Genomic DNA, 23,604 nt, shown 5'->3' with positions numbered 1-23,604 from the left:
ACCACTCCCCCTGCCAGCGCTGCGTGCGCTGCGCCTGCGGCGCATCCGGCGCGCACCAGGGCGGATACACGCGCAGCGCGCGCTTGCCGCCCTGGCCGGCGCGGGACATCACGCCCCGTTCGGCCAGCACGCTGCGCGGCAAAATGAAGAAGCCGTGCCGCGCACCGTCAGTGACGGCGATGATGACGGCATCGACGGGGTCCGCTTCGTCCAGCGGGGCGATCTCGGCGTCGGGATGGGAGCGCTTCCAGACGGTGACGAACTGGCCGATCTTCGTCGGCGTCGTTTTCGCCACGCGCAAGACCAGGCGCTTGCCGTGCAGCTCGGCGCGGCAGGCGCCGTATTCCGCGCTTTCCGCTTCCGGCACGGGCGCTTGCGGCAAGCCCAGGAAGGCCCAGGGACTAGCCTTCATTGCGCGCTGAACTCGGCTGCGGCCTTGGCCGCCCACAGCGCCTCGGCATGGCTGGCGAAGGGGCTGTCGTAGCCGTCGATCTTGCCATCCTCGTCGACAAAATACAGCCACCAGCCGTCGCCCCGCTCACGGATGGCCGTCTGGCCCGGTGCGCAGTGCGTTTCGATGGCATCGCTGGGGGCCAGGGTGGCAATGGTGATGCCGCGGTGAATAATACGCTGGGATGTCATGACAGAATAAGGGATGCGAAAAAATCAATGGCCGTAGTGTAGCCGCACCGCCTTGTCCTGGCCAGTGCGCTACACTATTCCTTCATACGGAGGACGACATGGCATCACAGCAAGGCACGGTGGATTTTTTGCTCGACCAGATGGCGGGCGCGGGCAGTATCAGCGCAAAGAAGATGTTTGGCGAGTATGGGCTGTATTGCGACGGCAAGATGTTCGCCATCGTCGCCGACGACATGCTCTTCATCAAGCCGACGGACGCGGGCCGCCCCTGGATCGGCGCGCAGGGTCCGCTGCAGGAAGCGCCGCCCTACCCGCAAGCCAAGCCGTATTTCCTCATCGATGGCGGGCTGTGGGACGAGCGCGACTGGTTGTCCCAGCTGGCGCGGCGCACGGCGGACGCCTTGCCGCAGCCGAAACCCAAGCCGCCGCCCAAGCCCAAAAAGCCGGCTTCAAGCAGCTAATACGCTGTTCTCGCACGCCTTGCCCTGTCGGAAGCATTGCAGGTTGTGGTAGGTGATGGCGGCGATTTCGCGCAGCGCCTCGATGGTGAAGAAGCCCTGGTGGCCCGTCACCAGCACGTTGGGGAAGGTCATCAGGCGCTGGAAGACGTCGTCGTCGATGATGTCGGACGAGCGGTCCTGGAAGAACAGATTACTTTCCTGTTCGTACACGTCGATGGCCAGGGAGCCCAGCTGGCGCGATTTCAGCGCCTCGATGACGGCGCCCGTGTCGATCAGGCCGCCGCGCGAGGTGTTCACCAGCATGGCGCCCTGCTTCATCAGCGGCAGAGTCGCTGCGCTGATCATGTGGCGCGTGCCGTCCATCAGGGGGCAATGCAGGGAGACGATGTCGGACTCGGCCAGCAGGCGCGGCAGTTCCACCATCGTGCCCAGCTCCCCGAACGCGGGCGCCGGATACAGGTCGTGGCCCAGCACCGTGCAGCCGAAACCCTTGAAGATGCGCGCCGTGGCCAGGCCGATCTTGCCCGTGCCGACGATGCCCACGGTCTTGCCGTGCAAGGTGGCGCCCAGCAAGCCGTCGAGCGAGAAATTGCCTTCGCGCACGCGGGCGTAGGCGCGGTGCGTGTGGCGGTTCAGGGTCTGCACCAGGGCCAAGGTGTATTCGGCCACGGCTTCCGGCGAATACGCGGGCACGCGGGCGACGAACAGGCCCAGGCGTTTCGCCGCCTCCAGGTCGAGGTTGTTGTAGCCGGCGCAGCGCAGCAGGATGGCGCGCACGCCGTAGCCGTGCAAGGCTTGCAACACGGGCGCGTCGAGCACGTCGTTGACGAAGACGCAGACGGCCTCGGCGCCTTGCGCCAGCACCACGGTTTCCTGGCTCAGCAAGGCGCTGTGGTAGACCAGTTCGATGCCGGCAGGGTCGGGCTGGGACGGCAAGGCTTCATTGAAGAAACGGCGGTCGTAGGGCTGGCTGGCGAAGAAGGCGATTTTCATGGGGCGTCCTGGAACTTGCTGAATGGCAAAACATCATCATAGCGCAAGCGCCCTGCCCCACGGCGTCCGCCTGGCAGCTTGGTCGCCTATTTGGGTTCGCGGGGCAAGGTCAGCACGTGGCGCAGGTAGGCCGTTTCTTCGGGGTGCTGGACGTGGTAGCGCGCGCGCGCGGCCCGCGTGGCCGCCTGGTGGGCCGCGATGCTTGCCGGCGTCAGCTCGACGCCAAAGTCCGCCGGCGGCGGCAACTCGCCGCCGAACAGGCGCGCCAGGATGAGATGGCCCACATTGTCGCGGTAGTGCGACGCTTCCCAGTAATAGCGCATTTCGCGCATGCCCGTCACCTGCGGGATCGGCTCGCTGGTAACGCTGTTGAAGCCGGAAAAATCGTACAGGCGCACATCGCAGCCCTGCTGGCGGTAGCGCCCCGCCATCTGCGCCAGATCGCGCTGCCACTGTTCCATGGCGGCCCACTTGCCGCGCCAGTACAGGGCGTCGAGCGTGAGCGCATGCGTGGGATTGATGTACAGGCGCAAGCGCGTGCCGCCCTGGCACAGCTTGCCCACGCTGGCATCGAAAGCCTGCAGCGCGGGTACGGTCGGACCCAGGCCGTCGCCGAATTCCTGCAACCGCGGCGTGAACGCGCGCGCCGTGCCCGTCCAAGTACGGTTGCGGCTGGTAAGGCAGGACTCGTCGCGCTGGCCGTGCAACGCCAGGCTGGACAGGCAGACGCCGTCATAGCTGCCGCTGAGGATGCGCCAGGTATCGCGCGTCATGTCCACCGTCAGGCCGCGCTTGATGTTGAGCAAGGCGCGCCGCGCAAAAAACGCGGGGCCACCCTCCGTCAAGCCCGGCTCCACGCCGGCCGAACCCAGTTCCAGGGAAAACGAGGGTGCGTCGATGCCCCACACCATCGTATCGACATGGCTGACCCTGGCCGCATGCTCGGCCAGGTGGATGGCTTCGCCGATCGAGGCGCCCGAGACGGCGCTGTTGAAGACGCTCTTGCCATCGAACAAAGTACGCATGCTGTTCACCGGCAAACCCATTTCCGTGCGCGAATTGCCGATGTAGACGACGGCGGGCCGGTAGCGCGCCACGGCATACGTCTTGCCCCACACGCTGAGTTTTTCCGTCGTCGGCCGCAATCGCTGCAGCAGCGGGCTGTCCCACTGGTGCAGCAAGTACGGATCGACGTGGTAATTCACGGCGGAAACGAGCGCCAGCGCGGCCAGCGCGCAGGCAAAGAAGATGGCGAGGTAGCGGCGGGCGGTGGTATCCATGGTCAGCTTTGAAAGTAGAGAAATGGCGTACGTGGCGTCCTGCATCAACGCCGGATCAGCGGCCCGTCCAGCACCTGCTGCGCATAGGCCGCCTCGCGCGCGTGTTCCACGCGATAGCGGTCGCGCGCGGCGCGCATGGCCGCCTGGTGCGCGTCGACGTTGGCCGGCGTCAGCTCCACGCCGAAATCGGCGGGCGCCGGCGGGCCGCCGCCGAACAGGCGCGCCAGGATCAGGCGGCCCACATTGTCCCGGTAATGCGACACTTCCCAGTAGTAATGCATGTCGGGCTTGCCGCTGACGAGCGGGGTCGCTTCGGTCGTGATGCTGTTAAAGCCGGAAAAATCAACCAGGCGCACGTCGCAACCCTGCTGGCGGTGGCGTTCGGCGATATTCACCAGTCCCCGCTGCCAGGCCTGCATGGCATCCCACTTGCCGCGCCAGTGCAGCGCGTACAAGGTCAGCGCGTGCGTGGGGTTGATGTACAGGCGCAGGCGCAGGCCAGCGCGGCACAGCTTGCCGATGCTGGCGTCGAGCGCCAATGTCGAGGGCGGCGTCGGCCCCAGGCCATCGCCGAATTCCTGCAGCCGCACGGGAATGGCGTCCTTCGTGCCGAGCCAGTGCGCGATGCCCTTGCGGGTGCACGTCTCGTCGCGCTGCCCGTACATGGCCAGGTTGGAGCGGCAGGTATCACCGGCATTGCCGGTGAGGATGCGCACGCTGTCCTGCGTCATGTCCACCGTCAGGCCGCGCTTCAGGTTGACCAGGGCGCGCCGGACGAAAAAGCCGTGTCCGGCGCCCGTCAGGCTGTCTTCCACGCGCGCCGCCCCCATCTCCAGGGAAAAAGTGGGCGCGTCGACACCCCACACCATGGTTTCGACACGGCTGACCCTGGCAGCATGCTCGGCCAGGCGGATGGCGTCGCCGATCGAGGCGCCGGACACCGCGCTGTTGAACACGCGCTTGCCGTGGAACAGTGCGCGCACGCTTGTCGGCAAGCCCATTTCCGTGCGCGAATTGCCGATGTAGATGATGGCCGGCCGGTAGCGCGCCACGGCGTAGGTCTTGGCCCAGGCACCGAGCTTTTCATTGAGCTGGCGCGGGCGCTGCAGCAAGGGGCTGTCCCACTGGTGCAGCAGGTAGGGGTCGACCTGGTAGTTCAGCAACGAGACGGCGCCGAGCACCAGGCCGACGCAGGCGATGAAGCAGACGAGGTAGCGGCGGGCGGCGGTATCCATGCTCAGAACTGGAAGTAGAGAAATTCGGTGACCCGGTTCATGCCGAAGATACAGGCAACGAACAGCGCTGCCAGGCCCACGCTCCAGCGGCGCGTGGGCCGCCAGCTGAAGGCCCAGCGCCCGGCGGGCTGAAATATTCTTTCAATGGTAGGCTCGTAGAGAAAGAATATTTCTTGCGTATTCGGCGCCTTGAAGGCCAGCAGCATGGCTCCCAGCAGCACGGGCAAGCCGTAGCCTTCCAGTTCGATCCAGCGGATGCCGCCAAAGGCCGGATGCAGGCCCCACTGCGCCAGGCTGGCGCCGTGGCTGGCCAGGCCGCGCGGCAGGCTCACGCCATTCGCCCCCAGCAGCGCGCCGGAGATGTCCCAGGCCGTGGCCACGTCGGGCGCGCGGAAGAAGACCCAGGCCAGCATGACGGCGAAAAAGGTCAGCGAAGTGGACCACCAAGCGGGCCACCAGCGCGCCCGGACCGCGCCGAACGCGCGCTGCCACGCCTGCTGCAGCACCAGGTACAGGCCGTGCAAGCCGCCCCAGATGACGAAGGTCCAGCCGGCGCCATGCCACAAGCCGCCCAGCAGCATGGTCAGCATCAGGTTGCGGTAGCGCATGGCTTCGCCTCGCCGGCTGCCGCCCAGCGGTATGTACAGATAGTCGCGCAGGAAACGCGACAAGGTCATGTGCCAGCGGCGCCAGAAGTCGGCGATATTGGCCGCCTTGTACGGCGAATTGAAGTTCAGCGGCAATTTCACGCCGAACAGGCGCGACAGGCCGATGGCCATGTCGGAATAGCCGGAAAAATCGAAATACAGCTGGAAGGTGTAGGCCAGCACGCCGATCCACGCCTCGATCAGGGTCGGTTCGGCGCCGGCCGCGAAGACGGGAATGGCCAGCGGCGACAGGTTGTCGGCGATCAGCACCTTCTTTGCCAGCCCGATGGTGAAGATCGACAGGCCGACGGCGAAATTGGCGGCGCGCGGATGGGCATTGGCCGGGTCGGCGAACTGCGGCATCATGTCGCGGTGGTGCAGCACGGGGCCGGCGATCAGGTGGGGAAAGTAACTGACGAACAGCACGTAATGGATGAAGCGGTATTCGCGCACCTCGCCCCGGTAGCAATCGACGAGGAAGGCGATCTGCGTGAAGGTAAAGAACGAGATGCCGATCGGCAGGATGATGTCGAGGCCGTGCCATGGCAGGCTGGCGGCGTCGGCGCCGGCGGCCACGGCGACGGCATTCACGCTGCCGATGAAGAAATTCGCATATTTATAGTAGGCGAGCAGCCCCAGGTTCAGTGCCAGCGCCGCCACCAGCACGCGCTTGCGGGCCGCGCCCGCGCGCGCGCCGATCAGCCGCCCCGCGCCGTAATTGACGCAGATCGAGGCCAGCAGCAGCGGCAGGTAGCGCACGTCCCACCAGGCATAGAAGAACAGCGAGGCCAGCGCCAGCCAAGTCGCGGGCGCCAGGCGGCGCCAGCTGGTGGACGGGCCGCCGGCGTACGCCCAGCGGTCCAGCAAAAAATAGCCGGCCAGCACGATGGGCAGATAGGCGAACAGGAAGGCGAAGGAATTAAACAGCATGCTGCCTCCTGGCTGGCAAGGACTGCGCCTGGTAATAACAATCGACGATCTGCGCCGCCACCCGTTCCCACGTAAAGCGTTCCACCAGCGCCTGCACGCGCGCGCGTTCGGGCGGCAGCGCCAGCAGTTCGAGGATGGCCTGGCGCTGCGCGGCGCCGTCGTCCCAGCGCACCTTGCGCAGCGCAAACGCGGAATCGGGCAAGTCCAGCGCGCTTTGCGCCGTCATGACGACGGGCGTGCCGGCCGCCAGCGCTTCGAGCACGCTCAAGGGAAACACCTCGCCCTGGCTGGGCAAGGCCGCCACGGCCGCCGCATGGTAGGCGCTGGCCAGCAGCGGGTCGGCGTGGTCGAGCGCGCCCAGCCAGCTGACGTGCGGCAAGTCCAGCAATTGCTGCAGATACGCCTGCTGTTCCCGGGGCGCTGCGCCGATCAGCACCAGGGGCAAGCCGGCGCCTATCAGCGCCTGGGCCAGTCCCAGCTGGTTTTTATACGGCGAAATGCTGCCCACCATCAGCGCGAACGGCCCGGCGATGCCCGTCTCGCGCAGGAACAAATCGCCATTGGCCGTGAAAAAATGCGGGTTGATCCCGTTCGGCAAGACGCGGATGGCGTCGCTCTCCATGCCGAAACCTTGCACGATGGCGTCGCGCTCGGCTTCGCCCAGGGCGATCACCACGTCGGCCAGCTGCAGGGCGCGCCGCGTTTGCGCATAGCTCGTTTGCACCATCCACTCCGTCAATCGCCCCGCCAGGCGGTCTGCCAGCCGCGCGCGCCAGGCGCTGGCGCGGTTCCAGCTGGGCGCCATCAGCGGCGACAGCACCACGGGCACGCCTTGCTCGCTGGCCATTTCCATGATGCGGTAGGTGCCATTGCTCGCTGAAAACACGTGCAGCACGTCGAAATCGGCCAGCCGCTGGTGGTTGGCGTCGACCAGCTGCACTTCCAGCGGGCGCGCCGGCAGCTGGGGCAGCCGGTTCAGCGCGGCGATGGTTTCGCGTACCTGGATCTGCAAGCCGCCGTCGCGCTGGAACAGCATCGGGTAGGACAGGATACCGACACGCATGGTCTTCCTTTCGTGGGCCCGCGCCGCTGACAACGGCTCAGTGCGGTGATTTGACGGCCAGCCAGCGGCCGGCCAGCTTGCGTTGCAACAACAAAAATTCGCCGGCCAGTTCATGCTTCACTAGGAACAGACCGATCAGCCAGCACAGCAAGGTGGCCAGCGCCGTGCCCGTCAACGCCAGCAGCGCCGGCGTGTCGGCAGGCAACCACAGCAGCGAAGCGATGGGCGCGGCGGCGCTGACGCCGCACAACAGCAAACTCTTGCGCAAAGCGCGCGCCAGGATGCGCCAGTCGAGTGCGCTCAAGCGCCGCAGGCAGCCGTAGCTCATCCAGCTGCGCAGCACGTTGCTGAGCACCACGGCCCAGGCCACCGCCACCAGGCCGAACGGCGCCGCGGCCAGCAGCAGCGCCACTTTGCTTGCGCCGGCCCAGGCATCGAGCCGCACCTGCGCATGCAGCTGGCCCGTCGCCACGAACAGGTAGCGGGCCATGCTGAACATGCTATACACGGCCGAGGACAGGCACATGATGCGGATCAAGGGCACACAGGCTAGCCATTGCGTGCCATACAACACCTTGACCAGGGGCAAAGCCATGCAGGCGAGGAAGAGAAAGAACGGCCAGGCCAGCGCCGTCATGTAGCTGATCGTGCGCAGATACACGGGTTCCGCCCCGCCCTGCCCCTCACCTTCGCGCGCGCGCGCCGCGAACAGGGGAAACACGACGGGCGAAATGGCGCTGGTGATGGCCTGGTTGAAGATATTGAGCACGCTTTGCGCCTTGCCGAACAGGGCCAGGCTTTCAATGCCGATCAGCTTGCCGATGATGAGGTCCGGCGCCGCCACGCCCGCCTCGTCGACGAGGCCGCCACCCGTCGCATACGCGCCAAAGCTGGCGATGGCCCCCATGCCCCGCCGTCCCGGCAGCCACGGCAATTCGCGCGGCCGCACCAGCAGGCTCACCAGCAGCGAGGCACAGGAACCGGCCAGCGCCGCCCACACCATGCTCATGTAACTGTAGCCCTGCAGCGCCAGCAGCACGGCCACCAGCAGGTTGACCACGCTATTGGCCGCATTGATGGCGTAGATGGCGCGAAAGCGCAGCTGCCGGCGCAGCATGGGCAAGGTCAAGGCGCTGAACGGGATCAACAGGAAATTGATGGCCAGCAGCCGCAGCACGAGCGTCAGCCGCGGTTCGCCATAGAAATGCGCGAGCGGCGCGCTGGCCAGCAGCACCAGGCCCGCCAGCAGCCAGGCGACGAGCAGGCTGGTGGCCAGCGCGGCCCGCAGTTTCACGGCATCGAGTTGCTTTTCCTGGATCAGGTATTGCCCGACGCCAAAGTCGCGCACCACTTGCGCCAGCGCCACCAGCACGGCGCCCAGCGAATACACGCCCACCTCGGCCGGCGTCAGCAGGCGCGACAGCACCATGGTGGCGACGATGCCCAGCAGCAGCACCGTGTATTTTTCGGCGAACGAAAAGAAGAACGAATGGCGGGTGGCGCTCATGCGGGCCGCCCGCGCCTACACCAGGCCGGCGTAAAATGCGCGCAGCTGGCGTTCCAGGCGCGGCATCGAATAGCGTTGCACGGTTTCCTCGCGCGCCAGCCGTCCCATGCGGGCGCGCCGTGGCGCATCCAGCAGCAGCTGCGCCACGGCAGCGCAGGCCGCGCGCTCGTCGTCGAGCGGCAGCAGCAGCCCGCCTGCGCTATCGTGCAGGATATCGTGCGTGCCCGGCACGTCCGTGCCCACGGCCGGCACGCCGCAGGCCATCGCCTCGATGGTGGCGATGCCGAAGCCTTCATTCTTACTCAGCAGCACATGCAGGTCGAAGGCCGGCATCAGCAGCTCGACGCGCTGCTGGAAGCCGGCAAACACGACTCTGTGCTGCAAGCCCGTCTGCTGCGCCTGCAGCCGCAGCATGGCTTCCAGCGGTCCCGTCCCGACCAGCACTAAATATAAGTGGGGAAACTGCGGCGCCAGCCTGGCGAACAGGGCCAGCAGCGCTTGCGGGCGCTTTTGCGCGGACAGCCGCGCCACCGAGCCGAGCACGAGCGCTTCCTGCGGCAGCCCCAGCTGTTTGCGCGCCAGCACCCGGCGTTCGGGCGAGACGATAAACGTGTCCGTATCGACGCCGTTGGGAATGACGGCCAGCCGCGTTTCGGGCGCCAGCATGTCGCGGTACAGGTCGAGGAAATGCCGCAGGGCCGACGGCGACACGGCATACACGCCCTTGACGCTGCGGAACGCTTCCTGCAGCCGGGGCCGCTGCCAGGCGCTGAAGGTTTCCAAAGGAAACGCGTTGTGCACGCTGATCACGGCCGGCAGCCGGCATTGCCGGGCCAGCCACAGGATGGATGCGCCATATGCCGTCCAGCAAAATGCCACGTGGACCAGGTCGGGCCGCAGCCGCCGCAGCCGCCAGGCGCCCGTGACCCTGGCGCGCAGCCAGTTCCAGCGGCGCCAGGCCCAGTGTTCGAGGAACAAGGGCGGTTCATACACGCGCACCTGCAGATGCTGCGCGCGCAAGCCTTGCACCCAGGCAGTAAAACCGGGAAAGCGCCGCAGGGCCAGCACGCTGTCATAGCCGCTCGCGGCCAGCATGCTCGCCTCTTGCGCCATGCGCAGCTCCATGCCGCCCAGCTCGCCCGAGTAACTGCTGATGACGACGCGCGGCAGGCGTTTACGACGTCCGCGCCACGCTTCATGAAAGAAACCGCGCAGCCAGGCCCGTTCCCACTGGCGCAGGAACAGGTCGGCGTGGTCGCGCCGCAGCCAGGCCCGCACGGCGCCGAGGGTGTCGCGCACGTATCTGCCCAGCATCCAGCGTGGCACGCCCAGCAATTCCACGCTGGGCGCCAGGGTCGCCAGCCGGCACTGGCCCCGGCCGAACAGCATGGCGCGGCGCAATATCCAGGCGCGCCGCACTTGCGGGATGCGGATGATGTGCGCCACCCTCGCCTGCGGACAGAACCAGGAAGGGTTGCCGGCCGCATGCATCTCCAGGTTGAGCCGGGTTTCGCTGCCCATGGCGTAGTTGGCTCCCTGCGGGCCGATGCTTTCGTCATAGCGGGCGCCCGCCTCGAAGATGCGGCGGCGGATCGCCATGTTGGCGCCCCACACCAGGCCCGGATAGATGGGGGCGTCGCGCAGGTCGGGGCTGGTGATGCCCCAAGTTAAACCCACGGGGGTCAGACGCAGCAGCCAGTCCGCCGGCCGTTCCCGCCAGGCGGGCACGATGGCGCCGCCGAACAGGGCATAGCCGGGGTGGGCGCGCGCGCAGTCCTGCAAGCGGCACAACCAGTCGGGCGCGGGCATGGCGTCGTCGTCGCCAAAGACGAACAGCTCGCTGCCATCGCCGCCCTGGCGCAAGGCGTGCTCGACGGCGTCGTTCAGGGCGGGACTGCGGCCGCGCCGCGCCACGTAGATATAGCTCAAGGGCAATCGTCCGCGAAAGGCGGCGATCACCCGGGCAGTGGCGTCCGTGCTGCCATTGTCGGCGATGACGAGACGCCAGCCGCCTGCGGGCGGTCGCAAGCCCATGTAGGCGCGCAATACCTGGGGCAAGGTGCCGGCGCCATTGTAGGTCGCCATGAGAACGGTCAACAAGGACATGCCTCCTTGGTCTTACCATGACAAAACTATGTACTCAAGCAGTGTTGATCCAGTGTACTGAGCCTGCCCGCCAGCCCGTTGACCGGTGTCAAGGGCAGGCAAAGCCGGAGCAAACCAGGAGCGTCCCCCTTCATGCGCGACATCTTGATCACCATCATCATCCTGGGTTCGCTGCCCTTCATCCTGAAGTCGCCGGCCATCGGCGGCCTGATGTGGGTCTGGGTCAGCGTGATGAACCCGCACACGCAGGGCTGGGGCTTTGCCACCCACATGCCGTTCGCCTTCATCATCGCCATCGCCACCCTGGTCAGCCTTGCGATGACGCGCGAGCCGAAAAGCCTGCCGCTCACGCCCGTCAGCGTGCTGCTGCTGCTGTTCGTCGCATGGATGAACGTCACGGCGCCGTTCGCCCTGCTGCCGGCCTCGTCGTGGGTGCAGTGGAACAAGGTCATGAAGATCATGCTGATGAGCTTTGTCATCATGATGGTGATACGCACGCGGCGCGACATCGTGCGCCTGATCTGGGTGCTGGTGGGCTCGATCGGCTATTACGGCGTGAAAGGCGGCATCTTCACCATCCGCAGCGGCGGCACGGAGCGGGTCTGGGGGCCGGAAGAAACATTTATTGGGGATAACAATGCCCTGGCCCTGGCCCTGATCATCACCATCCCCCTCATGTACTACCTGCAGCAAAACACGGAGAAACATCGACGCTGGGTGCGCCATGGCTTGTCCGGGGCCATGCTGCTGTCGGCCCTGGCCGCGCTGGGCTCGTATTCGCGCGGCGGCTTGCTGGCCATTGCCGCCATGGGCTTGTTCATGTGGCTGAAAAGCGACCGCAAGCTGGTGCTGGGCGCGCTGCTCGGCGCGGTCGCGCCACTGCTGCTGGCCTTCATGCCCGAGCGCTGGGCCGACCGCATGGACACCATCAATACCTACCAGGACGATGTGTCCGCCATGGGCCGCCTGAATGCCTGGCGCATGGCCTGGAACCTGGCGCGTGACCGTTTCCTGGGCGGCGGCTTCGACGTGTCCGATGCCGCCATCTTTGCCCGCTATGCGCCCACTCCCTCGGACGTGCATGCGGCGCACAGCATCTATTTCCAGGTGCTGGGCGAACACGGCTTTGTCGGCCTGTTCATCTACCTGGCGCTGGGCATCGCCACCTGGCGCACGGCGGCCGCCATCATCCGCCGCACGCGGGGCCAGCCGGAACTGCGCTGGGCGCATGGCCTGGCCACCATGAGCCAGGCCAGCCTGATCGGCTTTGCCGTGGGCGGCGCCTTCCTCAGCCTGCTGTACTTCGACATGCCGTACTACCTGATGGCCGCCCTGATCGCCACGCGCATCATCGTCGAGCGGCAGGCGCCGGCGCCGACATCGCGCCAGGCCAGGGCCAAGGCCCGGGCCGCCATCGCGGAGCAGCCATGACGGCCAGCCTGTCCATCCTGATCTACCACCGCGTGCTGGCGCGGCCCGACCCGCTGTTTCCCGGCGAGGTGGACGCGCGCTTGTTCGAGCGCCAGCTGCGCCTGCTGAAACGTTTTTATGCGTTGCTGCCCCTGGACGAGGCCGTGCAGCGGCTGCAAGATGGCAACTTGGCGCCGCGCGCCGCCTGCATTACCTTCGACGACGGCTATGCGGACAATGCGCAGGTGGCCCTGCCCCTGCTGCAGCGCCACGGCTTGCACGCCACGTTTTTTATCGCCACGGACTATCTCGATGGCGGGCAGATGTGGAACGACACGGTGATCGAGGCCGTGCGTCAGGCGACCGCTCCCCAGCTGGACTTGCGGGAACTCGGCCTGGACTGCCTGCCCGTCGCCAGCCTGGCGCAGCGGCAGGCCGCCATCGCCATCTTGCTGGGCCAGCTCAAATACCTGCCATTTGCCCAACGCCAGCAGCTGGCCCTGCATATCCGCCGCCAGGCGGGCGCCACAGCCGGGCCGCCAGCCATGCTGAGCACGGCGCAGCTGCGCCAGCTGCATGGGGCCGGCATGTGCCTGGGCGCGCACACGGCCAGCCATCCGATCCTGTCCACCCTGCCGGACCATGCCGCGCGGCGCGACATCGCCGACGGCAAGCGCCAGCTGGAAAGTATGATCCAGGCGCCCGTCACCCTGTTTGCGTATCCGAACGGCAAGGCCGGGCGCGACTATGGCACGCCGCACGTGGCGATGGTGCGCAGCCTGGGTTTCCAGGCGGCCGTGGCCACGGACTGGGGCGTGGCGCGCCCCGGCGCGGATCTCGACCTGCTGCAGCTGCCACGCTTTACGCCGTGGGATAGAGGACGGCTGGCGTTTCTGTGGCGTTTGCGGCAAAACCGCCGGCAAGCGCGCCCAGCGCCGCCGGGTGCTGGCTGAGCCACTGTTCCAGCATCAGCAGCAGCCACACCATGGTGCCGTGATAGGCCGGGTGTTCCGCCAGCAGGCGCCCCTGTAAATCGTCGATGAAGGCGGGCCGCACGATGCCGCGCCCGCGCAGCTGCGTCAGGTTGTCGAACGCAAACTCGCGCAGCGGCGCATGGCTGTGCAGCCACTGGCCGAAAGGCAGGCCGAAACCGTGCTTTTTCTTGCGCACGATGGCCGGCGGCAGGATTTCCGCCAGCGCCCGCTTAAAGAAGGGCCGCAGCTGCCTGCCGTCGAGCTTGTCGCGCGGCGCCAGGCGCGACGCGAACGCCACCATCGCGTCGTGCAGGAAGGGAAACGCCGCTTCCACGCCGGCCAGCTCGCACGCCTTGCGTACCTTGAACAGGTCGTTGTCGGCCAGGGTGAAGCGCATGTCCAGCGCCAGCAGCTCATTGATCTGGCTCAAGCCCTGGCCTTGCCGCTCCCAGTACGCGCCGTTCACGCAGCCGGGCGCCATGCCCGGGTCGATGGTGTCGATGAAGCCCGCTTCCAGCACCGTGCGGTGGCCATGGCGCAGCAGCAGGTTGTAGCCGTCGAGCCTGGCCGGCAGCGGCAGGCTGGCCTGTTCGATGTAGCGGCGCGCCTTGTCGCCCAGCCGCCACGGCTTGCCCGTGCGTTCGCGGAACAGCAGCGGCTCGATGATGGCCTGGCGCAGCATGACGGGCAAGCGCTCGTACTGCGACAGCAAGGCCTGGTGCGCATAGCGCTCGTTGCCGCCAAATAATTCGTCGCCGCCGTCGCCGCCCAGCAGGCGCGTGATGCCATCCTCGCGCGCCATCTGCGCGCAATAGTATGCGGGAATGGCCGAGGCATTGCCGAAGGGCTGGTCGAAGATGGCCGCCATGGCGGGAATCGCGGCCAGCACGTCGCCAGGCGTCACGTAGCGCTCGTGGTGGATGCTGCCCGCGTGGCTGGCGGCCAGGCGCGCATACGCCATTTCATCGTAGCCGGGCGCGTCGAAACCGATGGAATACGTGCGCGCGGGCCGGCCCGTCACCTGCCCCATGATGGCGGCCAGGGTGGAGCTGTCCGTGCCGCCGCTGAGAAACGCGCCCGTGTCCGCCCCATCCGTGCCCAGGCTGCTTTCCACGGCCTGGCGCAGCAGGCGCAGGAATTCCTGCTTGTTGCCGGCGAAGGTGGCCCGCGTGCGCGCTGCCGGCTCGTGGAAGGCCAGCTGCCAATAGCTGCCCTTGCATTGCTTGCCGCCCCGTACATGCAGGTATTCGCCGGGCAGCAGGCGCTGCTGGCCAAGATAGGCCGTGGCCGGGCCGGGCACCATGTGAAAGTACAGGTAGTGATACAGCGCCTGCGGATCGAGCGGGCCCCGCACGGACGGATGGGCCAGCAAGGCGTCATGCGAGGAGGCAAAGAACAGGCCTTGCGCATTGCTCGCATAGCTGAGCGGATGCATGCCGGCGCGGTCCACGGCCAGCAGGGCCGAGCCGGAAAAAGAGTCGAGGATGGCCAAACTGAACGGCCCGGACAGGCTGGCGCAGGCGGCCACGCCCCGGCTCAGCCACAGGGACGCGAGGCGGCACGCCACGTCGTCGGCCGAACCGTCGAGCATGGGCCGGCCCCAGATGGCCACCTGCAAGCCATCCTGCTGGTACACGTGGCGGCTGCCGTCGATGGCGGCCACGGCCACGCCGCCCACTTCGCTCACGCTGGCGGCCAGGGGCGCGTCGTCGAAGCGCGACAGGGGCGCGGCCATGTTGGCCAGCGCGGTGGACCCGGCGCCATCGGCATCGGCGGCGGCCAGGCGAGCAGCGCCGCCCGCCCCCAGCCAGCCACACAGGCCGCTCATACGAGCACCTCGGCCGGCAGCGGATGGCCGAGAAACGCCGTCGGGCTGGCCGTCAAGCCATACGCGCCCGACTGGAACACCACCACCAGGTCGCCTTCCTCGGCGCGCGCCATCTCCATCTGGTCGGCCAGCAAGTCCAGCGGCGTGCACAGCGGTCCCACGACGGACGCCACTTCGCGCGGCCCGCCATGCAGCCGGTTGCCGATGGCGACCGGGTAATTCTTGCGGATCAGCTGGCCAAAATTACCGGAGGCCGCCAGGTGATGGTGCAAGCCGCCGTCCGTCACTAAAAATACCTGTCCATGCGACACCTTGCGTTCGAGCACCTTGCACACGTACACGCCCGCCTCCGCCACCAGATAGCGGCCCAGCTCCAGGTTCAGGCGCACGCCCGGCGCCGCCTGGGCCAGCAGATCGAGCTGCCGCTGCAAGCCCGCAGCCACGGGGGCCAGATCCAGGGTCTGGTCGCCGGGAAAATACGGCACGCCGAAGCCGCCGCCGATATTCAGGGTGCGCAAGGGCGACGGCGCGCTGTCGGCCAGTTGCAGCGCCAGCTGCACGCTGAGGGCCTGTGCTTCGGCCAGGGCTGGCGCCGACAGGCTTTGCGAACCCGCATACAGGTGAAAGCCGTGGAAATCCAGGCCCAGCTGGCCGATGCGGCCCAGCAACGCGGGCACCAGGGCCGCGTCGACGCCAAACGGCTGCGCGCCGCCGCCCATGCGCATGCCCGTGCGGCGCAAGGCGAAGTCGGGATTCACCCGCACGGCCACGCGGGCCGTCATGCCCAGCCGTTCGCTGGCCAGCGCCGTCCTTTCCAGCTGGGCGCCCGATTCCACGTTGATCAGCACGCCCGCTGCCACGGCCCGCGCCAGTTCTCCCTCGCTCTTGCCCGGCCCCGCAAAACTGATGCGTTCGGCCGGCATGGGCGTATCGAGCGCCGTGGCCAGTTCGCCGCCCGAGGCCACGTCGATGCCGTCGACCAGGCCCGCCAGCCACTGCACCACGGCCGGCATGGGGTTGGCCTTCATCGCGTAATGCACATGCACGCCGGCGGGCAAGGCGGCGCGCAACTCCGCCACGCGGCGCGTGATGTGCGCCCGTTCATAGGCATAGAACGGCGTGCTGCCCACCCGCTGGGCCAGCCGGCGCAAGGACATGCCGCCGACCTGCAGCATGTCGTTTTCCACCGCGAACTGCTGGCCCAGGGCCGCGTGCAACGGTAATTCCGTACTGTTCGATCGGATCAAGTCCTTCATGCCGCATCTCCTGTTTGGACCGCATACGCCTGCGCCAGTTCCCTGGCCAGCAAGGGCCGGTCGATCTTGCCGTTCGGATTGCGCGGCAACACGCCGTCGCGGATTTCCACCCACAGCGGCACCATATAGCTGGGCAGGCGCGCGCGGCAGGCGGCCAGCACGCTGTCGCGCAGCAATTCGACACCGGGCGCGGGCGTGACGAGCAAGGCGATGGCCTGGCCCAGCACGGCATGGGGCAAGCCCAGCGCGGCGGCCTCGCCCACCAGCCCGCTCGCATACGCGACTTCCTCGATCTCGGCCGGACTGACCCGGTAGCCCGAGGTCTTGATCATGTCGTCGCTGCGGCCCACGAAATACAGATAGCCGTCCGCATCGCGGCGCACGGTGTCGCCCGACCAGACGGCCAGTTCCGGCAGCACCAGGCCGCTCGCCTGCGGCGGCAGCGGCTTGAAGCGCTCGGCCGTGCGCGCCGCATCGTTCCAGTAGCCGAGCGCCACCAGCGCGCCGCGGTGCACGAGTTCGCCCGGCTCGTCGGCGTCGCAGACGCTGCCGTCGGGACGCAGCACCAGCACTTCCGCGTTCGGGATCGCCTGTCCGATGGAACCGGGGCGCAACTCCAGCTGTTCCGGCGCCAGATAGGTCGAGCGGAACGCTTCCGTCAAGCCATACATCAGGTAGACCTGCGTGCGCGGCAGCGCCTGGCGCAACCGGTCGAGCGTGGAGCGCTGCATCACGCCGCCAGAATTGGTGATGTAGCGCAAGGGCGTGGACAGGGGCCAGCTCAGCTGCGACAGCTGCACCCACAGGGGCGGCACGCCGGCCAGGCCCGTGATGGCTTCCTGCTCGACGGCTTCGACGATATCGCGCAGCAGCAGATAATTCATCAGCACGGCGCAGGCGCCGCTGGCAAACGCCGTCGTCAGCTGGCTCAGGCCGTAGTCAAAGCTGAGCGGCAGGACGCACAGAATCCGGTCCTGCGGCGTGTTGCGCAGGTAGCCCGAGACGCTGAGCGCGCCGGCCAGCATGTTGCGGTGCGACAGCACCACGCCTTTCGGGCGCCCCGTGCTGCCCGAGGTATATAAAATGGCGGCCATGTCCATGTCGATCGCCGCATGCGGCCTGGGCGCGGGCGCACCGGCAACGGGCACATTGGCGGGCACTGCGGTCCACGGCAGCAGGCGGACCTTGCCCAGGCGCGTTTCCGTCTCCTCTTCGCCCGTCAGCAGCACCGTTTGCAAGTCCGGGCAGGCGGCCAGCGCGGGTGCCAGCTGCGCCAGGCGTTCGCGCGACGTGACGAGGATGGTCACGTTGCAGTCGGCCAGGATGTACGCCACCTGGTCCGGCTTGAGCAAGGGATTGACGGGCACGAACACGCCGCCGGCCGCCGCCGCGCCAAACATGGCACTGACGTTTTCCGGGCGTTTTTCCAGGTACACGGCCACGCGCGCGCCGCGCCGCAAGCCCAGGGTCAGCAAGGCGCAGGCCGTCTCGCGCACGGATTGCGCCAGCGCGGCATAGCTTGTTTCCTCGCCCTGCCACGACAGGGCCGGCGCGTGGGGCGCCCGCTGCGCCGTGTCGAAGATCAGATCGTGTATCAGTGTCGCCATCGTTTCATCCCGGGTTGTCATGATTGCCATGCCTTCCCCTATGATTCAGACAAACGGGCGCGGCAGTGTTGATTTTTATCAAGTAAGCACCTCTCCCGCCGGACGGCGGCCCATCAGGCGTAATGCTTGAGGCCGCACAACATCGGCCACTGGCCGCTGCGTTCTAATGGACAGCGTTGGCTGCATAGCCGCCCCCTCCTTGACCGCCATGGCCAGCCTCGCCCATTTCCTCCATTTTTCCCGCTTGCAAGGGCTTGCCGACAGCCTGCGCCAGCTGGGCTGGCGCGACAGCGCCTGGCTGGCCGTGGCGCGGCTGCTGGAACGCGTGCCGGGCGGGCGCTGCGCGCTGCACCGTTACCAGTTCGTCGCGCAGGCCGTGGCGCCCGGCTCGCTGTGCAGGGGGCGCGGCCGGTCGATCACGGTGATGCCCTGTCTGGCGGAGGCGGACTTGCCGCCCGGCCCCGAACGCCGCCCGGGCGTGCTGGCCGAACGCTACCGGCAAGGCGCGCAATGCCTGGTGGCCCGCGCGGGCAATGACGGCATGGCCGGCTGGATCTGGCTGCTGCGCCACGGCTGCCAGGAAGACGAGGTGCGCGCCCGCTATGCGCTGGCCTCAAACCAGTCGTCGTGGGACCTGGACGTGTGGGTGCATCCCGGCCAGCGCGGCGGACTGGTCTTCGCCCGCCTGTGGGAAGAAGCCAACGCCGTGCTGCACGCGCAGGGCGTGCGCTGGTCATGCAGCCGCATCTCGCGCTTCAACCGCGCCTCGCTGGGCGCCCACGCGCGCCTGGGCACGCACGCGCTGGGCACGGCCACCTTTATCCGCTGCGGACGCTGGCAATGGATGGCCGCCAGCCTGCCGCCGTATCTGCACCTGTCGCGCCGCCCGGACGACATCCCCTGCCTGGCCTTCGATACGTCGTCCCTGCCGCACTACCCTTCCCTGGAGCTGACATGCCGCATCTTGAAGCAGTAAAACGCATCCTCGACACCACGCTTGGCTTGAACGGGCGCGCGCTGGAAGCCCGCACGCCGCTGCTGGGCAGCGTGCCGGAACTCGATTCGATGGCCGTGATCGGCGTGATCGCCGCGCTGGAAGAGCATTTCGGCATCATCGTCGCCGACGACGACATCCACGCGCGCCACTTCGCCACCGTCGGCACCCTGCACGACTTCGTGTCTACAAAGCTGCGGCCATGAACAGCGCCGCCATCGACGCCCTGCCGCTGCTGCCCTTCTTCCTGCCGGCCAGCGGCGGCCAGCGCTACTGCCTGCTGCACCTGCCGCCGCCGGGCCGGCCCGCGCGCGGCGGCATCGTCTACGTGCATCCATTTGCCGAGGAACTCAATAAAAGCCGCCACGTGGCCGCGGCGCAGGCGCGCGCCTTTGCCGCCGCCGGCTACAGCGTGCTGCAGATCGACCTGTACGGCTGCGGCGACAGCAGCGGCGACTTCGGCGACGCGCGCTGGGACATCTGGCACAACGACCTGCACCTGGCCTGCGCGTGGCTGGCGCAGCGCGTCGACGGCCCGTTGACCGTCTGGGGCTTGCGCCTGGGCGCCCTGCTGGCCCTCGATTTCGCCAGCCGCGCGCCGCTGCCGCTGGCGCGTCTGCTGCTGTGGCAACCGGAACCCGATGGACGGCGCGTCATCGACCGCTTCCTGCGCCTGCGCCTGGCGGCGGGCATGCTGGCCGGCGGCACGCGGGAGGCGCCGGGCGATGCCCGCGCCGCACTGGCGCAAGGCGAGTCCGTGGAAGTGGCCGGCTACCTGCTGGCGCCGGAACTGGCGCACGCCATCGATGGCATCAGCGCTGCCGCCCTGCTGCCGTCCGTTCCCGTCTACTGGCTCGATTACCGGGGAGCGGAACAGGCAGCCGCACCCTTGCCGCCGCTGGTGCGCGAATGGCGCGAACACGGCGCCGCCGTGCACGTGGCCAGCTTCGGCGACGGCCCGTTCTGGCACAGCGGCGAGCTGCTGGCGTGTCCGCAACTGCTGCACGCCACGCGGGCGCTGTGCCGCGACTGGCTCGACGAGGAAAGGACGCCGCCATGAAACGCGACAGCAGTCAGCAGCACCTCGCGGCGCACGCCGTGCGCGAGCTGGCCCTGCGCTTTCGCAGCGCGGCGGAAGACGGCGAGGCGCAGGCGCGCATGGTCGGCATCCTCAGCCTGCCCGCCGCGCCCGGCCCGCGCGGCGTGTTGATCGTCACGGGCGGGCCGCAGTACCGGGTCGGCAGCCACCGCCAGTTCGTCCTGCTGGCCCGCGCCCTGGCCGCGCAAGGCTGGCCCGTGCTGCGTTTCGACCTGCGCGGCATGGGCGACAGCGAAGGTCGCCCGCGCGACTACCGCGCCGCCGGTCCCGACATCGCCGGCGCGCTGGCGCAATTCTTCGACGCCGTGCCATCCTTGCGCGAAGTGGCGCTGTGGGGCTTGTGCGACGGCGCCACGGCGGCCGCCTGCCATGCGCCGCGCGATGCGCGCGTCCACGCCCTGGTGCTGCTCAACCCCTGGGTGCGCAGCAGCGCCGGCCTGGCGCGCGCCACCTTGCGCCATTATTATTTGCCGCGCCTGCTGCAAGGCGCGTTCTGGCGCAAGCTGGCTGGCGGCGGACTGCAGCTGGGCGCCAGCCTGGCGTCGCTGCGGCAGGTGGCGGCCGCCACGCAGGAGCAGGCAACGCCAGACGACGATGCGCCCGCGCCGGCCATGCTGCGGTCGCTGACGCAATTCCAGGGCAAGGTGCTCTTGATTCTCAGCGGCGACGACCTCGGCGCGCGCGAGTGGCAAGCGCTGCTCGCTGGCGACCCGGCCTGGCGCGGCGTGGCCGCCCGCGCGCAATGGACGCAGGCGCGGGTCGAGGGCGCCAACCATACGTTCGCCAGCGCCGCCTGGCGCGGCGCAGTGGAAGAGCTGTGCGCACGCTGGCTGCAGTCATGCTAGACGCCAGTCCGAACGCGGCCCGACTGAACGCAGCCCGACCAAAACGGGTGCTGATGGTCGCCTACCATTTTCCGCCGCTGGCCGGCGGCAGCGGCATTTTGCGCACCCTGGGCTTCGCCCGTCATTTGCCCGCCTGCGGCTGGCAGCCGCTGGTGCTCAGTCCCAGCCCTGTCGCGTATGCGCAAAAAGGAACGTCGCAGCTGGCGCAGATCGGGGAGCGCGCCACCGTGCGGCGCACCCTGGCGCTGGACGCGGCGCGCCATTTGTCCATCGCCGGACGCTATCCGCGCTGCCTGGCCTTGCCCGACCGCTGGAGTTCCTGGTGGCTGAGCGCCGTGCCGGCCGGCCTGCGCATGATCCGCGAGTACCGCCCGGACGCCATCTGGTCCACGTATCCGATCGCCACGGCGCACCTGATCGCGCTGACCCTGCAAAAACTCAGCGGCCTGCCGTGGATCGCCGACCAGCGCGACCCCATGCTGGACGACAGCGACCCGCTGGCGCCGTATCCGTCCGAGCCGCGCCTGCACCGCATGCATGCGTGGATCGAACAGCGCATCGCGGCGCGCGGTGCGGCCATCGTCTGCACCACGCCGGGCGCCATCGACGCGCACCGGCGGCGCCTGGCGCAGGTGGGACGCGAGCGTTTCCACCTGATCGAAAATGGCTACGATGAAGACGGCTACCCGGACAGCCCTGCGCGCGCGGGACACGGCGGCCGCTTTTTGCTGCTGCACAGCGGCGTGATCTACCCGTCCGAGCGCGACCCGCAAGCGCTGTTCGAGGCCCTGGCCCGGCTGCGCCGCGACGGCGTGCTGCATGCGCGCAATTTCCAGCTGGTGCTGCGCGCCACGGGCCACGATGCGTGGCTGGCGGGCCTGCTGGCGAAGTACGGCATCGGGGACCTGGTCAGCCTGGAACCGTTGCAGCCGCACGGCGCGGCGCTGCGGGAAATGCTGGCCGCCGACGGCCTGCTGCTGCTGCAGGCGGCCAACTGCAACGGGCAGATTCCCGCCAAGCTGTATGAATACCTGCGCTGCCGCCGGCCCATCCTCGCGCTGACGGACGTGGCGGGCGACAGCGCGGCCAAGCTGCGCCACTGCGGCATCGACACCATCGGCCAGCTGGCCTCGAGCGGCGATTGCGCGCGCGCGCTGCTGCGCTTCCTGGAACTGGCGCACCAGGGCCGCGCGCCGCTGGCCAGCCCCACGGCCATCGCCCTGGAATCGCGGCAAGCCCGCAGCAACGCCCTGGCCGAGGTGCTGGACCAGGTCAGCCACAGGAGAACAGCATGAAGCATCCGATACTCGCCTGCACCCTGGCCGCCTGCTGCGGCATGACGGCGGCCGCATGCCCGCCCTACGTCAAGGGCACCACGGGCGGCGACTATACGAGCGCGGAAGACCGCGAGGGCCTGTCCGTCGTCGAGCAATTCCATTTTTCGCGCGCAGTGGAAACGCTCACGCAAGGCATGACGACCAGCGTGGGCGGCGACATCAGCTACACCCTGGAGCACTTCCCGAACCACCACCGGGCGCTGGCCTCGATGGCGAAACTGGGTTTGCGCCTGAAAAGCGCGCAGCCCCCCGGCGCCCGCTACACGATCAGCTGCTTTTTCGAGCGCGCCATCGCCTTCGCGCCCCACGACGTGACGGCGCGCATGGTGTATGGCAGCTACCTGCTGGCCACGGGCCAGGATGGGGCGGCGCTGGAACAGCTGGACGCGGCCAGCCGCCTGGCGCCCGAGCAGGCCACGATCCAGTACAACCTGGGCCTGATGTACGTGAAAAAGAAGGAATACGAGAAGGCCAGCGCGCACGCGCAAAAAGCCTATGCGCTGGGCTTTCCCCTGCCGGGCCTGAAGAACAAGCTGAAGGCGGCAGGCAAGTGGAAGGAACCGCCGCCGGCGCCGGCCGCCGTTGAGGCGAAGGAAGCACCGAAAGCAGAAGAACCGGCCGTGCCGCCGGCCGAAGATCCTAGCGGGGAATGAGGGCTGGCCGGCTGGCCACGCTCAGGTGACCCGTCGGCGAGGCGGCCAGCGCGGCGGCCAGGTCGCGCCGCGCTTGCGCCTTGTCTTCGGCACCGCCGATGTGCGCCAGTTCGGCCGGCTGCAGCACGGTGACGGTGAGCAGCAGCACTTCGCCATACGGCGTGGCGAACGCGGGAGGAAGCGTGGCCGCTCCCTGGGCCAGCAGCACGCCCACCTGTTCGTCCTCGTCTTCGAGGCCTGCCGGCGCATCCCGCACGTCCAGCACCATCGACACGCTGCCGTGGCGCTGCACCAGCAAATCGATGGAACCGTGGTCGGCCACGTTCTGGCTGACCTGGTAGATCACGTCGAACAGCCACGATGCCTGCACGGGATCGCCGTCGAAGGCGGACAGCGGCGCCTCGATACACACTTCCAGCAGGTGGCCGCGCGGCACGAACACGTCGTCGTCATCCTCGAACGGATCGCTCAAGCCGTCGCTGGCGATGAGGATGGAATCGGCACGGCGGATCACCCTCCAGGCCTGGCGCAGCGATGGCCAGCGCGGACCGCCCATGAAGGCGGGGTTGACCAGCGGCGCCAGCACGTCGGCATCTACGCTGCCCAGGGTGGCATAAAAGGCGTCGCGCGCGGCGCAGGCCGTTGCCAGCATCTGCACGCCCGCCTCCTTGCCGACGACGGCGTCGTCCGGTTGCGGTACTTGCGGGATAGCGTTTTCAGGCATGAGAATACTCCTT

Annotated in this window: 22 protein-coding genes; 9 read left to right on the top strand and 13 right to left on the bottom strand. The window is 68.2% G+C overall.

Annotated features, from left to right (window positions below; translation table 11 throughout):
• A partial coding sequence (locus AC0V2Y_RS10875) for a MepB family protein (protein WP_475418340.1) occupies positions 1 to 412 on the bottom strand: 412 nt, incomplete at its 3' end.
• The gene (locus AC0V2Y_RS10870) at positions 409 to 642 is read right to left on the bottom strand and encodes a hypothetical protein (protein WP_475416338.1); all 234 of its coding nucleotides are present in this window, start codon (positions 640 to 642) and stop codon (positions 409 to 411) included. The genes AC0V2Y_RS10875 and AC0V2Y_RS10870, both read right to left, overlap by 4 nt.
• Before the next feature lie 98 nt (positions 643 to 740).
• Between AC0V2Y_RS10870 and AC0V2Y_RS10865 the strand changes: the two genes are divergently transcribed.
• A complete protein-coding gene (locus AC0V2Y_RS10865; RefSeq protein ID WP_475416339.1) occupies positions 741 to 1,103 on the top strand; it encodes a TfoX/Sxy family protein in 363 nt (120 codons plus the stop codon).
• Here the strand turns inward: AC0V2Y_RS10865 and AC0V2Y_RS10860 are convergent.
• The 7 genes from AC0V2Y_RS10860 to AC0V2Y_RS10830 form a co-directional block, all read right to left on the bottom strand.
• Positions 1,092 to 2,096, bottom strand: a complete 1,005-nt coding sequence (locus tag AC0V2Y_RS10860) for a 2-hydroxyacid dehydrogenase (protein ID WP_475416340.1) — start codon at positions 2,094 to 2,096, stop codon at positions 1,092 to 1,094. The genes AC0V2Y_RS10865 and AC0V2Y_RS10860 overlap by 12 nt on opposite strands.
• Before the next feature lie 86 nt (positions 2,097 to 2,182).
• On the bottom strand, positions 2,183 to 3,376 hold the full coding sequence (locus AC0V2Y_RS10855) for a hypothetical protein (RefSeq protein ID WP_475416341.1): 1,194 nt from the start codon (positions 3,374 to 3,376) through the stop codon (positions 2,183 to 2,185).
• 44 nt (positions 3,377 to 3,420) lie between these two features.
• Entirely contained in the window at positions 3,421 to 4,611 is a 1,191-nt protein-coding gene (locus tag AC0V2Y_RS10850) for a hypothetical protein (protein ID WP_475416342.1), read from the bottom strand.
• A gap of 2 nt (positions 4,612 to 4,613) precedes the next feature.
• Positions 4,614 to 6,188, bottom strand: coding sequence for an MBOAT family O-acyltransferase (locus tag AC0V2Y_RS10845; protein ID WP_475416343.1), 1,575 nt, complete (start codon positions 6,186 to 6,188; stop codon positions 4,614 to 4,616).
• Complete coding sequence (locus tag AC0V2Y_RS10840) at positions 6,178 to 7,251, bottom strand: glycosyltransferase family 4 protein (RefSeq protein WP_475416344.1); 1,074 nt, start codon at positions 7,249 to 7,251, stop codon at positions 6,178 to 6,180. The genes AC0V2Y_RS10845 and AC0V2Y_RS10840 overlap by 11 nt, the downstream gene beginning before the upstream one ends.
• 37 nt (positions 7,252 to 7,288) lie before the next feature.
• The gene (locus AC0V2Y_RS10835) at positions 7,289 to 8,758 is read right to left on the bottom strand and encodes a lipopolysaccharide biosynthesis protein (RefSeq protein ID WP_475416345.1); all 1,470 of its coding nucleotides are present in this window, start codon (positions 8,756 to 8,758) and stop codon (positions 7,289 to 7,291) included.
• A 15-nt stretch (positions 8,759 to 8,773) separates the two neighbouring features.
• Positions 8,774 to 10,858, bottom strand: coding sequence for a glycosyltransferase (locus AC0V2Y_RS10830; RefSeq protein WP_475416346.1), 2,085 nt, complete (start codon positions 10,856 to 10,858; stop codon positions 8,774 to 8,776).
• A 138-nt stretch (positions 10,859 to 10,996) separates the two neighbouring features.
• Between AC0V2Y_RS10830 and AC0V2Y_RS10825 the strand changes: the two genes are divergently transcribed.
• Positions 10,997 to 12,295 carry a putative O-glycosylation ligase, exosortase A system-associated gene (locus AC0V2Y_RS10825; RefSeq protein ID WP_475416347.1) on the top strand — a complete coding sequence of 433 codons (1,299 nt, stop codon included), beginning with the start codon at positions 10,997 to 10,999 and terminating at the stop codon, positions 12,293 to 12,295.
• Positions 12,292 to 13,227, top strand: coding sequence for a polysaccharide deacetylase family protein (locus AC0V2Y_RS10820; RefSeq protein WP_475416348.1), 936 nt, complete (start codon positions 12,292 to 12,294; stop codon positions 13,225 to 13,227). Before AC0V2Y_RS10825 ends, AC0V2Y_RS10820 begins: the two co-directional genes overlap by 4 nt.
• On the opposite strand, the gene AC0V2Y_RS10815 is transcribed toward AC0V2Y_RS10820, so the two are convergent.
• The 3 genes from AC0V2Y_RS10815 to AC0V2Y_RS10805 are packed head-to-tail and all read right to left on the bottom strand — an operon-like array spanning position 13,136 to position 17,939.
• Positions 13,136 to 15,076, bottom strand: coding sequence for an asparagine synthetase B family protein (locus AC0V2Y_RS10815; protein ID WP_475416349.1), 1,941 nt, complete (start codon positions 15,074 to 15,076; stop codon positions 13,136 to 13,138). The two genes, AC0V2Y_RS10820 and AC0V2Y_RS10815, sit on opposite strands and share 92 nt — an antisense overlap.
• Positions 15,073 to 16,332, bottom strand: a complete 1,260-nt coding sequence (locus AC0V2Y_RS10810) for a pyridoxal-dependent decarboxylase, exosortase A system-associated (protein ID WP_475416350.1) — start codon at positions 16,330 to 16,332, stop codon at positions 15,073 to 15,075. Before AC0V2Y_RS10810 ends, AC0V2Y_RS10815 begins: the two co-directional genes overlap by 4 nt.
• Positions 16,329 to 17,939, bottom strand: a complete 1,611-nt coding sequence (locus tag AC0V2Y_RS10805) for an acyl-CoA ligase (AMP-forming), exosortase A system-associated (RefSeq protein ID WP_475416351.1) — start codon at positions 17,937 to 17,939, stop codon at positions 16,329 to 16,331. Before AC0V2Y_RS10805 ends, AC0V2Y_RS10810 begins: the two co-directional genes overlap by 4 nt.
• A 208-nt stretch (positions 17,940 to 18,147) precedes the next feature.
• Between AC0V2Y_RS10805 and AC0V2Y_RS10800 the strand changes: the two genes are divergently transcribed.
• From AC0V2Y_RS10800 to AC0V2Y_RS10775, 6 genes are read left to right on the top strand one after another with little or no spacing between them, the layout of a single operon-like run.
• Positions 18,148 to 18,915, top strand: coding sequence for a GNAT family N-acetyltransferase (locus tag AC0V2Y_RS10800; RefSeq protein ID WP_475416352.1), 768 nt, complete (start codon positions 18,148 to 18,150; stop codon positions 18,913 to 18,915).
• Positions 18,894 to 19,139, top strand: a complete 246-nt coding sequence (locus tag AC0V2Y_RS10795) for an acyl carrier protein (protein WP_475416353.1) — start codon at positions 18,894 to 18,896, stop codon at positions 19,137 to 19,139. Before AC0V2Y_RS10800 ends, AC0V2Y_RS10795 begins: the two co-directional genes overlap by 22 nt.
• Positions 19,136 to 19,993, top strand: coding sequence for a hydrolase 2, exosortase A system-associated (locus tag AC0V2Y_RS10790; RefSeq protein WP_475416354.1), 858 nt, complete (start codon positions 19,136 to 19,138; stop codon positions 19,991 to 19,993). Before AC0V2Y_RS10795 ends, AC0V2Y_RS10790 begins: the two co-directional genes overlap by 4 nt.
• Positions 19,990 to 20,877, top strand: a complete 888-nt coding sequence (locus tag AC0V2Y_RS10785; protein WP_475416355.1) for a hydrolase 1, exosortase A system-associated — start codon at positions 19,990 to 19,992, stop codon at positions 20,875 to 20,877. Before AC0V2Y_RS10790 ends, AC0V2Y_RS10785 begins: the two co-directional genes overlap by 4 nt.
• Entirely contained in the window at positions 20,871 to 22,172 is a 1,302-nt protein-coding gene (locus AC0V2Y_RS10780) for a glycosyltransferase (RefSeq protein WP_475416356.1), read from the top strand. Before AC0V2Y_RS10785 ends, AC0V2Y_RS10780 begins: the two co-directional genes overlap by 7 nt.
• On the top strand, positions 22,169 to 22,867 hold the full coding sequence (locus AC0V2Y_RS10775; protein WP_475416357.1) for an ABC transporter permease: 699 nt from the start codon (positions 22,169 to 22,171) through the stop codon (positions 22,865 to 22,867). The genes AC0V2Y_RS10780 and AC0V2Y_RS10775 overlap by 4 nt, the downstream gene beginning before the upstream one ends.
• Here the strand turns inward: AC0V2Y_RS10775 and AC0V2Y_RS10770 are convergent.
• Positions 22,854 to 23,591, bottom strand: a complete 738-nt coding sequence (locus AC0V2Y_RS10770; protein ID WP_475416358.1) for a hypothetical protein — start codon at positions 23,589 to 23,591, stop codon at positions 22,854 to 22,856. The two genes, AC0V2Y_RS10775 and AC0V2Y_RS10770, sit on opposite strands and share 14 nt — an antisense overlap.
• Between the last annotated feature and the right edge of the window lie 13 nt (positions 23,592 to 23,604).

This window comes from Janthinobacterium sp. BHSEK (assembly GCF_056174685.1).
Note: the sequence above shows the minus strand (reverse complement) of the source record. Positions and strands in the feature narration are given on the sequence as shown.